The sequence below is a fragment of the uncultured Hymenobacter sp. genome, assembly GCF_964242765.1.
Taxonomy (GTDB): domain Bacteria; phylum Bacteroidota; class Bacteroidia; order Cytophagales; family Hymenobacteraceae; genus Hymenobacter.
On the sequence record NZ_CAXTBM010000027.1, the window covers coordinates 16,698 to 28,160 of the forward strand.

Consider the following 11,463-nt stretch of genomic DNA (forward strand, 5'->3'; position numbering starts at 1 on the left):
AGGCCCCGTCGGGCGCAAGTCGTGAATCGGTGGCTTAGTTTCTCGATTCACGGCTTGCGCCCGACGGGGCGTGGATTGGGCTTAGGAATTGCTTTATAGTCTTGTGGCGGCTTCCACAAAAGGCCATTTCCTTCTCCCGGATTTTCAATTACAACGCCGCTTGGTTTCTATTCGACTGGCTACCGCGGGCTACGCGCCATATTTACCGCTACCGGGCCATTCTGCAACCCCAGGACGTGTTTGGGCGCTTGATAACCCACTCAGTGGTGGTGCAGATCACCGCGCAGTTTCCCCTTGTCTACCAGTATTTCAACCAAGAGCAACTCGCCACCGAGTGGCTACTCGCTCAACCGGCGCGATAAAAAACTTTTCCCAATTAAGGAGCATCATACGGGTTCCACCCTTAAGCGCTGACCGAGGCGTTGGCGCCAGGCAGCCCGGTGCACGAGTTCGGCCGTAGGGGTATAGCGGTTGCCAGCATTTTCTATGCGGCGTCTCTTTCTGTCTTTCAGTGCGGCCGCTTATTTGATTTCCAACTCGGAGTCCAGGCTATTAGGCGGCTACCAAGTAAGTAGACGCGAGATGCTAATCCTTTTCGGAAGGATAGCTGGAATACGTAACTAGGGGGAGTTTCTGGAAATCATTCCTTTTATTGTGCTCCTTGGTTGAAGAAAATATGCAGAGCCGATACAGTAAATCTTTGGTGGCCGCCGGGCTGCTACTCGCCGGGCTAACCACTTGTCAACAGCTACCTGCCCCCAGCCCCGCAGGCGTAACGGCCGAGGCAGGAACTTCGCCCTGGCCTACCGTTACAACCCAGATGCGCCCGTGGGTGCGCTGGTGGTGGATGGGCAGTGCGGTGGATGCCAGGAACTTGCGCCTTCAACTCACGCAGTTCAAAGACGTCGGCTTGGGCGGCGCGGAAATCACGCCCATCTACGGCGCCGTCGGCTACGAGCAGCAGTACCTCGATTTTCTGTCGCCCAACTGGCTGAAGATGCTGAGTACCACTACGCGCACGGCCGACAGCCTGGGCCTGGGCGTGGATATGAACGTGGGCACCGGCTGGCCCTACGGCGGCCCGCAAATCACGCCCGAATATGCAGCCGGCAAGCTCGTTATTCAGCAATACATGCTGACCGCCGGGCAGAAAATGAGAGAGAAAATCACCCTTGCAGATCCCAAGCAACAGAAGTACAGCGCGCCGCTGGTGGCCCTGACCGCCTATGGCCCGAAGGATGAGCGGCTGGATGTGCGCGATAAAATGGCGGCCGATGGCAGCCTGAATTGGCAGCCCAAAACCGGCACTTGGGTGCTGTACGCGGCCTTTGCCGGCCACACCGGCCAGATGGTGAAGCGGGCCGCGCCCGGCGGCGCCGGCTTGGTGCTCGACCACCTCTCGCAAGAGGCGTTGAAAACCTACCTGACTCGTTTCGATCAAGCTTTTGCCGGCCAAGCAACCGGCGTGCGGTCTTTCTTCAACGACAGCTATGAAGTATTCGAGGCCGATTTCACGCCGCACCTGCTCGACGAGTTTCAGCGGCGGCGAGGCTACGATGTGCGGCCCTACCTGCGCGAGTTGGTCAGCCAAAGCACCACCGATGAAGCGGCACGCCTGCGCGACGACTACCGCGAAACCATGGCCGAGCTGGTACAGGAAAACTTCGTTACGCCCTGGACCACTTGGATTCACGGCAAGAAAGGCTTGTCCCGCAACCAGTCCCACGGCTTCCCCGGCAACCTGCTCGACCTTTACGCCACCGTCGACATTCCCGAGTGTGAAACCTTCGGTATTACCCGCTTCCCCATTCCGGGCATCCGGTACTACTCCGACGAGGCCGCCTACAAAAATCCGCCGCCCGATTTGGTGATGCTGAAGTTTGCGTCATCGGCCGGCCATGTGCTGGGCAAGCCGCTGGTGTCGTCGGAGACGTTTACGTGGCTGGGAGAACATTTCAAGGTACCGCTCGCCAACTGCAAACCCGAAGTCGAGCAGGTGTTTTTGGCGGGCGTCAACCACGTGTTTTACCACGGCACCACCTACTCGCCGGCCGAAGCCACGTGGCCTGGCTGGCTGTTCTACGCCTCCACCGAATTTGTGCCGGCCAACAGTTGGTGGCCCCACCTGACGGGCCTCAACGACTACATCACCCGCTGCCAATCGGTGCTGCAAGCAGGCCGCGCCGAGAGCGACGTGCTGCTCTACTGGCCCGTCTACGACGTGCGCCACCAGGCCCCACCCGCCAAGCTCGATATGATGGTCAGCATTCATACCATCGACCAATGGCTGCAACCCACGGCTTTCTACCAGGACGCGCAGCAGCTGATAAAAAGTGGCTATGCCGTTGATTTCGTATCCGATAAGCTCCTGCAACGGTCGCAGGTGAGCAGCGGCCGGCTGCAAGTGGCGCCCCAGGGAGCCGTTTACCAGGCGCTGGTAATACCCAAGGTCGATTTCATGCCCGTCGAAACCCTGAAAAACATCGTGCAGCGGGCCCAACAAGGTGCCACGGTTATCCTCCAGGAACTGCCCCAAGACGTGCCCGGTTTTCACCAGCTCGAAATTCGGCGGCAGCAACTGCGCACCATCACGGCGGGCCTGAACTTCACGGCCGTCAGCGCGGGAGTGCAACTCGCCAAAGTAGGTAGCGGCCAGATTCTGCTGGCCCCCAACGTGCAACAAGCCCTTGAATACCAGAACATCACCCGCGAAACCCTCACGGACTCCGGCCTGAAATTTATCCGCCGCGCGGTGCCCGATGGCCGCTACTACTACCTCGTCAACCACACCGCAGCCCCCGTAGACTCCTGGGTTCCGTTGAATACGGCGGCGCGCTCGGTGTTGCTGCTCGACCCGCAAACCGGCCGTAGCGGCCTGGCTGCCAGCAAGTCGGAAGGCACTACCACTCGGGTTCGGCTGCAACTCCAGCCCGGTGAGGCCATGCTTGTGAAGACAACCACTGGCCCAGCTGCCGCTGGTCCGGCATGGCCCTACCTTGCGCCAGCGGGAGCAGCGCAAGCCATTGCGGGTCCTTGGAACCTGCGCTTCACGCAGGGTGGCCCGGAGCTGCCCAAGGCGCAGCAGCTAAGCCAGCTAGTATCCTGGACGCAACTGTCCGAAGCCAATGCCGCGCGCTTTTCCGGCCGCGCCGAGTACACCACCACGTTCACGCTGCCCGCCAAGCCCGCCGCCGACTATCTGCTGAAGTTGGGGGACGTGCGCGAAAGTGCCCACGTGTGGGTCAATGGGCACGACGCAGGCTTGGTGTGGAGCTTTCCCTATGAATGCCACCTTGGCTCTTACTTAAAAAAGGGCCGCAACGAGTTGAAAATCGAGGTAGCCAACCTGATGGCCAACCGCATCATCGACCTAGACAAGCGCAAAGTAGCATGGCGCAAATACCACGAAATCAACTTCGTGACCCTGGCCTACGAGCCGTTTGATGCCGCCAACTGGCCGTGGCAACCGTCGGGCCTGCTGGGGCCGGTTACGCTCACACCCTGCGCGGCCACGAAGTTTTAAACTTTCCTTTCAGCAGTTTTCACCTCCCTCGCTCGCAACTCTTGGTGTCAACTAAGCCTGCTTAGATATGTACCACCGCCCATAGGGGATGGTTTGATTGTTGGACCTAAACAGGGCGACCTTTCGAAAGTAAGCCCTGCCGCCCTGTAAGGGAAGCGCGGCAGAGCTTACTTTGTGCCCGTGATAAGGGCCGACAACCTGCCATTAGGTTAGGCACAGCGTTTAATGAGGAGTGCGGAAATGCCTGCTTACGTGAAGCAACTGCTATTACGGGTTGCGCCTCAGAAACGGTACACTACAGCATTAATATTCATGCCGGCGCCCACGGAGGCCAGCACGACATGGTCACCGGGTACCACCTGGTGCCCGTCGAGTTGCCCTTTCAGCAGCAAGTCCACCAGCGTGGGCACGGTGGCTACGGAGCTGTTGCCGAGCCAGGAAATGGTCATGGGCATCAGACTCAGATCGGGCCGGGCATCCCCGTAGAGTTGGAAGAGACGCTCGAGAATGGCCACGTCCATCTTCTCGTTGGCTTGGTGAATCAGCACTTTCTGAATCCGGCTTAACGGCACCTGCGCTTTATCGAGCGCCGCTTTCACAACCAAAGGCACGTGCTGCAAGGCAAACTCGTAGAGCTTACGGCCCTCCATTTTCATAAACCGATCGGCGCTTTCGCTTTGCTCGGGGGCATAGGACTTACCCATCCGCAGCAAGCCGGCGTACTCATGCGCATGCGTCTGCGTATGGTGGGCGAGGATGCCCGCATCCCCCGAGGTGCGGGCTTCCAGAATCACGGCCCCGCTGCCATCGCTGAAGAGCAGTGTGTCCCGGTCGTGCGGGTCCACCACGCGCGACAACGTTTCGGTACCAATCACTAGGCAGCGCCGCGCGTCGCCCGAGCGCAGGTAGTAGTTGGCCTGAATGAGGGCTTCCACCCACCCCGGGCAGCCAAACGCCACATCATAAGCCACGCAGTTTGGGTTTTGGATGGCCAAACGCGCTTTAATACGAGAAGCCAGGGAGGGAACCAGGTCAACCCGATTACTACCCATGGCCACGTCGCCGAAGTTGTGCGCCACAATCAGGTAGTCCAGCGTTTCCGGGTCGATGCCGGAACTGGTAAGTGCCTGCTGCGCCGCCAAGAATCCCAGATCGGACGCCGTTTGCTCGGGCTGCGCATAGCGCCGCTCTGCAATGCCGGTAATAGCGCGAAACCGCTCGAGAAGGACCGTCGGCTCTTGCATGAGGGTAACTCCCTCCTTCGTAAAAAAGCGCGCGGACAGAAAATCTTCATTTCGGCGTAGGGCCTCAGGAATGCAGCTGCCAGTGGCCGCAATGACAGATCGAATCATGGATAAGCAAGAGAGAAAGGCGCCTGCCGGGGCGCGTCCGGGGCTGGGCATGCTTGCACCAGACCAGCGGCCAAAGGTAGTGATCCATTTGCTGGGCCTTTCGGAACTCCCAAGACAAAATCCACCCGCACTAGCAGTTCTTTCTGCGCAATAACCCGTTCAACCAATTTAGTTGCGTGGAAACGAATACGGCTACCGTGGCGGCTGGCTTTGCGGCGGCTCACCAGGAATGGACCGGCCTGCTCGCAATGCATTATGTATCTGCGGGCCTCCCCAAACCGCCTAGATTAAGACGCCCAACCACACAAAATGTCCCTACCGATTCAGAGTAGCGCAGCCACTCATAACCTTGTTGCTTGGTGATGAGCTAGCCACAACTTGGCGCCAAGTACCGATAAGTCGGCTCCGAGGAACCGCTCGGCATGTTCTTATGTACGTACTTTGTACGTACATTTACTTCCATGCACACGCGCCTAATTCGGGTGGGCAATTCCCAGGGGATTGTTCTGCCTAAAAAGTTACTCCAGCAATACCAGCTCTCGGGTGAAGTGGATCTAACGCCTACGCCCGAGGGCTTGCTTATCACGCCCATCACCACGCCGCACCGCCAAGGCTGGGACGAGCGTTTTCAGCAGGCTATTGCCGGGGGGCAACTCCCGGAGAGCGAAGTGCTTGAGAACCTGTCGGATGACTCTTTCGAAGAAAGCGAATGGCAGTGGTAGTCCGCTTCGAGGTCTGGTTAGTTGATCTCGACCCGACCCAAGGCAGCGAAATCAATAAAACCCGTCCTTGTATTATCATCTCCCCCGACGAGATGAACCGCTACCTGCGCACGGTAACCATAGCGGCCCTCACTAGTAGCCAGCGCGATTATCCTTCCCGCGTAGACTGCCATTTTCAGGGCCAAAATGGACAGGTAGCGCTCGATCATATCCGCTCGGTTGACAAGACCCGATTGGTACGGCGCTTGGGAGTGTTGCCTGTGGCCACGGCTCAGCAGGTTTGCGACCGTCTACAGGAAATGTTTCAGTTCTGAGAGTAGACAGGCATTCGTAAACGCGAGCAGGCTCAATAACGATACGTGAGTGAGTAGGCTTTGTGGCTTCTGACACCGCTGCTATTCAGGAGGTGCGGCTCATGTCTAATTCAGTCCTACTTTTCCTTTCATTGACTCGAAGAGTTTGACGGAATCAAACCCAACGCCTTTCTTGAAGACAATCGTCATTTTGCGCACCTGATTGATGTTCTGCTCCGGGTCACCGTCGATGAGCACCAAGTCGGCTTGCTTGCCAGCCTCGATGCTACCAATTTCCTTTTCCCGTCCTAGGTACTTGGCCCCGTTCAGGGTGCTGATTTTGATGGCTTCCACGGCGGTGAAGCCTGCCTCTACCAGCAACTCCAACTCCCGCCAGTTGGAATAGCCAGCAATGGTGCGCCCCGCGCCCGTCGGGTCGGTGCCAGCTACAAGTAAACCGCCGGCCGCGTAGAACTGCTTTTCCCAGGCCATTTCTTTCTTAAACAAGCGTGCGCTGGCCGTGTCTTTCTGCTGGTTTTGCTGCCAGGTAGTGGTTTCCCGCTCCTGCAACTGCGGAATTAGGGCTTCCAACCCGCCGCCCAGCACCACTTCGCGGTTGGTGTAGGGCTCGAAAACTGGCAAGGTGGAGGTAAGGGCCACCTTCTTGGCGACGAGCAGGCTAATCAGGCTCTTCATTGCGGGACTGGCAACCGGCAACTGTAGCAGGCCCTGGCGAGCGGCGGGATAATCGGCCACGTCAGCCACTTTGCCGGGCGCGAAATCTGAGCTGGCCATAAAGCCGTGCTCGAGGTTGTCGATGCCAAGCTCGGCCGCTTCTCGGTAAGTGATGGCGCAGAGGTGGCCGGTTACCTTGAGCTGGCGCGCGTGGGCTTCCCGCAACACGGCCGCTAAGTCGGCGCGGGTAGCATGCATGTACATTTTGAAGGAGTGGCAGCCTTTGTTGGCCCAGAAAGTGGTGGCCGCAGCCGCTTCCTCGGGCCCATGAATAGTGTTGAGCGCCGGAATATCGAGGGCTGGTTCTTCCATGTAAGGCGCCGTCACGTCCATGTCGGGGCCGATCAGCTTGCCCTCCCCTATCAGGCGTTGAATGGCCAAATCGGTTTGGGGCTCAATACTACCGGCGGTACGGATGGTGGTAGCTCCCCCAGCCAAATAGAGCCGGGGAAACGAATACGGCATTTGCGCAATGTTGAAATACCCGGCCACGGGCATGGTATAATACAGGTGCTCGTGCAGCATAACCAAGCCCGGAATCAGGGTCTTGCCCGTGCAGTTGATGACTTGGGCACCAGCCGGCACCTTTACTTTTTTGGCGGCTCCCACCTGCACAATACGGCTGCCCTCTAGCAGCACGGTTTGGTGGAGCAGAGCAGGCCGCCCCGTACCATCAATCACCTTGGCATCGGTTAAGGCAATAACCACCGGGCCCTGCACTTTAATGAAAGCCGCCACTTGGGGCGTGAACTGCTGCCCCAAGCCGGAACTTGCGCTAACCCACCAAAGAAAAGCAGCAAGCAGAAGGCGCGGTAGGGTAGCGAAGGCCATAGGAGCAGGAACAGGAATCAAGTTAATGTGGCTAGTATACGAGAGCGGGCGTGGTCGGTGCTACGGACCTAATTGGCTTATCCTTGCCTTGGCCCACTGACCTGCGCTGAGAGGCAAGGAAAGGCACAAGAGTGGGAAAACGCCTAGGCTTTTTTGGTCAAGCTCACACAACCTGAAGGTATTGCGCATACTTGAGCGTAGACGGGTGTTACAATCCGCTTAGCTTCTTCGCTGAGATTATGCGGTACTGAACAGCAAACGGGTAAACGGTGCGTCACGCAAGCACTATAGCGGACAATCGAATTATGGTGCCGGCCGCTCCTGCGCTTCGCGCACCACAAACATCTTACTTCCCTCTTCCACCACGCGGAAGCCTTTGGCTAGGTACTTGCGCTCCAAGAATTCGGGAAAGGTTTCCGCAGTGCGCTTCATCTTCTGCTCGTCCTGGTAGAAGCCCTCCACTTCCCAGTATTGAAACACAACTCGGGGCCTGTTCTGCACCGCAAGAGACGGCGAAACCTTGACTGGTACGGCGGGTAGGGCTTGGTGCAGGTAATCTTCCAGCATATGCTTTTCAATAATGCCCTTGTAGAGGTAATCCTTGGCTGACTTCTTGATCTTGCCCAACGCCTGCTGCTTTTCCGTTATGCGCAGCACGTAGTGCAAATATCCTTCATCGTATTCCTGAGCGGCAAGCTGCGCGCGGATAATGGGCAAGCTGGCTTTGCCAATCCCAGCTTGCAATAAAGCCGCCTCCCAAGGCGGAGCAAGCTCGCTTTCCGAGGGTGTTTTGGTAGCAACCTTGTCTTCCGAGGCGACGAGCTGAAAATGAAAAGTGATGCTCACGGGTACCCCCCGCTCCCGATTCACCCGGTAGCTGAACGGCAGATCGGTTTCCGCGCACGCTTGCTGAGCCCTCAGTAATACCTTGCTGTTGAAATTATTGAACCGCCCCTCGTATTCGCCCTTGGTCATGCCCAGCATGAACTTAAGTTTCTCTAATTCAATGGTGCGTTCATTGCGGCCGAAATTCACCCATTCCATGCACCACCAGTAGATGCGGTGACCATAAGGATTCTTGATTTTACGTACTTGGTTGAGGCGAGCCGACGTGAAGTTGCCATTGGCCTTCAAGCGCAGCAGGTACGGCACAATGAGCGGGTTAAAGCAGGCAATTACGCCGCCGGCCTGCGTGTCGTAGTATACTCGCGCCATCAACGGAATAACCTCATAGTTGGGGTTTTTGCGCCGTTTCAGCTTGCCGCCGTCTTCTACCAGCCGCTCAATTTTGAGCATCTGAGCACCGATGGAATCCACCATACGGCGTACTTCTTGGTAGATGGCTCCCCCACTCCGCTCCGGAATCAACTCTTTGGTGTGCACAAAATGATACTGAAATGACACGTCCTCGGGCTGAATGCGGGCAAGCAAGCTCACGAACAGGCGCATTTCCAGCGTAATCAGGTTGAAAGAGGCATTGATCAGCGCATTATGCTGCTTGATGAATGCTTCCGGATCAACCCGAACGGAAACTACGGCCACTTCCGTATCGGGGTGCAGGCTCCCCAACAAGGGTGTTTTGGTAGCAGGTTCAGTTGTTTCATCCATAAGGGGGAACTTAAGGGTGTTTTAGTAGCAGCTTCAGGGAGAATGGGTTGTTTTGGTAGCAGTCTTGGGTTGTTTTAGTAGCAGTCTTGGGTTGTTTTGGTAGCAGCAAAAGGGTGTTTTGGTAGCACTTGTGCGTTATAATGTTCTGACTATCAATTACTTGCGCCACCCTTAATTAGTAAGTAAGTAAAGTAGAAAAAAGACTAGTCTGTTTTTTTTGTAGGGTTGTTTTGGTAGCATCCCCCTAAAAGTAGGCTTTTATGGATAAGAGAATTGTGCTTTAAATCCTTGGCTCTTAGACTGATTACTGTCTTGTCCTGAAGTTACGCAAAGCAAACACGTTCTGTCGGGTTTAGCAATAGAAAAGGGGGTGCTACCAAAACACCCTTATACTATTTTAGAGAGGGTCCGCAGTATATAACTGCTACCAAAACACCCTCCGTAGACTTTAGAAATCAGTCGTAATCAAACAGGAAGGCTAGAATGCTACCAAAACACCCTGGAGGGTGCCTTGATAGCAGTTGCTACCAAAACACCCTGCGGTGTTCTTAGGAAAATATTTTGGGGTTCTGTGCCCGTGTGGGTGAAATGGTAGCAGTTTGCACTTTCCTACTCAGGTAGTTGCTACCAATTCACCCTGCTTGAGTGAGGCGAGTAAACTACCTGCCTACGCTGGCAAGCCTTTTATAACATCCGGATCCTTATCGGCAGAGACAAAATATTCGTTTAACTGTCATGCGAGTAGCTGCCAGTAGCCAGCGGCGCTCTAAAATAAAGATGTGCTTAGTTGACAGCTATTTCCAGCACCGAGTGAAAAAACAGTTGGTTAAAGTAAGTCGGAAGGGTTTTGAGTTAACTTATCTTACCCCTACCTCCACTCCTCCACTCTCTGCCATTTAGGTCACATGGTAAACGTGAGAACTTCCCTGCCAAAACCTGGCGAAACAGATTACGCAACTTAGCTCAGAGCCAAGCGGCGGGCCAGTATATCTCAGTGGCAACAATAAGAGGTGTAAAATGCGTAAGTGCTTACGTAAACAATTTATATTTGCGTTATGGATTTCTTCGACGAAATAGGGCCAGGTGCATTAGGCAGTCGCTTACGGCACCTTACTGACTTGGTGACCAACCAAGCTGCTCAGGTTTATAATCTGTACCATGTGCCAATTGAGCCGCGCTGGTTCCCAGTTTTCCATACCGTTGCCAGCACCTCGGGCCGGCATGTAGGCGAAATTGCCGAGCGGATCGGTCAGACTCATGCCGCCGTTAGCCAGGTAGTGAAAGAACTGGCCCGCCACGAACTTGTCAGCGTGCAGCGGGGAGAAGATCAGCGCCGCAGTGTGGTAGCGCTAACGGAAAAGGGCACAGCGCTCTGGCCCGTCCTGCAGCAACAGACCGCCGATGTCCGGCAGGCCTCAGATGCGTTGTTGGCTGAAACTCGGCATAACCTCTGGCTGGCTCTTGGGGAAATGGAGTACGCTTTATCCCGGCAGAGTTTGACCAGCCGGGTCAAAGCAATCCGCGACGCGCGGGTGGCCGAGCAAGTACAGGTTGTGGCCTATGAGCCCGAGTACCAAACAGACTTCAAGCAACTTAATGTGGAATGGATCGAGCGCTACTTCCAGTTGGAAGCCGCTGACTTAAAAGCTCTTGACCATCCAGAAGACTACATTCTGCGGCGTGGGGGGCACATCTTGCTGGCCCGCTACCAAGGGCGCATTGTGGGCACGTGTGCGTTGCTGGTACTGGAGAATGGTAGTTACGAGCTAGCGAAAATGGCCGTCTCCCCTTCTGCGCAAGGCTTGGGCATTGGCTTGCAACTAGGAGAAGCCGCTATTACGCTGGCCCGGCGCTTGGGAGCATGGCGGCTTTATCTAGAAAGCAACACCAAATTAATCCCGGCCCTACAGCTTTATCACAAGCTCGGCTTTCAAAAAACCGTGGCGGGCCAGCCTTCCCCTTACGAACGATGCAACATCCAAATGGAACTACTCCTTACCCCTTAGATAGGAACATTAAGCAATGTATCAAGGCTCAGGAGTAGTGGTCATCCGACAAGAATCGACAGGTAACCAAGGTCGCTCAAAAGCTAGCCCAGAATCAGCGCTATGTTATATGCTGATGACTGCAACCAAAGCCGCTGTTATATATTAACAATAGCATTGTAAGAATTACTATAATTATATAAATTGCTACAATATCAACAATTATGAAAATTTATAAAATTATCATAATTGTTGATATTGGCAATAACAGTATGTGCACTAGTATTGATAGGCTAAGAAAGTCTGGCTCATCTCGTATCTGAATGATAAAATCGCAAATTGCTATTGCCACAATAGATACAATAGATACAATAGATACAATAGATACAATAGATACAATAGATACAATAGATA

8 protein-coding genes are annotated in these 11,463 nt (G+C 55.3%); 5 read left to right on the forward strand and 3 right to left on the reverse strand.

Going from position 1 to position 11,463, the window contains the following annotated elements:
• Nucleotides 1–101: 101 nt before the first annotated feature.
• Together ACFE7X_RS12925 and ACFE7X_RS12930 are read left to right on the forward strand one after the other, a co-directional pair.
• A complete protein-coding gene (locus ACFE7X_RS12925; protein WP_375436086.1) occupies nt 102–362 on the forward strand; it encodes a hypothetical protein in 261 nt (86 codons plus the stop codon).
• A gap of 314 nt (nt 363–676) precedes the next feature.
• On the forward strand, nt 677–3,523 hold the full coding sequence (locus tag ACFE7X_RS12930; RefSeq protein ID WP_375436087.1) for a glycosyl hydrolase: 2,847 nt from the start codon (nt 677–679) through the stop codon (nt 3,521–3,523).
• A gap of 281 nt (nt 3,524–3,804) precedes the next feature.
• Here ACFE7X_RS12930 and ACFE7X_RS12935 read toward each other — a convergent pair whose 3' ends face one another.
• Nucleotides 3,805–4,875: a 3-oxoacyl-ACP synthase III family protein gene (locus ACFE7X_RS12935; RefSeq protein WP_375436088.1), complete on the reverse strand. Its 1,071-nt coding sequence runs from the start codon at nt 4,873–4,875 to the stop codon at nt 3,805–3,807.
• 461 nt (nt 4,876–5,336) lie between these two features.
• Here ACFE7X_RS12935 and ACFE7X_RS12940 point away from each other — a divergent pair, with 461 nt between their 5' ends.
• Both ACFE7X_RS12940 and ACFE7X_RS12945 read left to right on the forward strand, forming a co-directional pair.
• Nucleotides 5,337–5,597, forward strand: coding sequence for a hypothetical protein (locus ACFE7X_RS12940; RefSeq protein ID WP_375436089.1), 261 nt, complete (start codon nt 5,337–5,339; stop codon nt 5,595–5,597).
• Entirely contained in the window at nt 5,585–5,911 is a 327-nt protein-coding gene (locus ACFE7X_RS12945; protein WP_375436090.1) for a type II toxin-antitoxin system PemK/MazF family toxin, read from the forward strand. The genes ACFE7X_RS12940 and ACFE7X_RS12945 overlap by 13 nt, the downstream gene beginning before the upstream one ends.
• Nucleotides 5,912–6,016: 105 nt before the next feature.
• On the opposite strand, the gene ACFE7X_RS12950 is transcribed toward ACFE7X_RS12945, so the two are convergent.
• Nucleotides 6,017–7,456: an amidohydrolase family protein gene (locus ACFE7X_RS12950; RefSeq protein WP_375436091.1), complete on the reverse strand. Its 1,440-nt coding sequence runs from the start codon at nt 7,454–7,456 to the stop codon at nt 6,017–6,019.
• Between the two features lie 303 nt (nt 7,457–7,759).
• Entirely contained in the window at nt 7,760–9,064 is a 1,305-nt protein-coding gene (locus tag ACFE7X_RS12955) for a replication initiation protein (protein WP_375436092.1), read from the reverse strand.
• Between the two features lie 1,055 nt (nt 9,065–10,119).
• On the opposite strand from ACFE7X_RS12955, the gene ACFE7X_RS12960 reads away from it, so the two are divergent.
• On the forward strand, nt 10,120–11,070 hold the full coding sequence (locus tag ACFE7X_RS12960; protein WP_375436093.1) for a GNAT family N-acetyltransferase: 951 nt from the start codon (nt 10,120–10,122) through the stop codon (nt 11,068–11,070).
• Nucleotides 11,071–11,463: the final 393 nt, after the last annotated feature.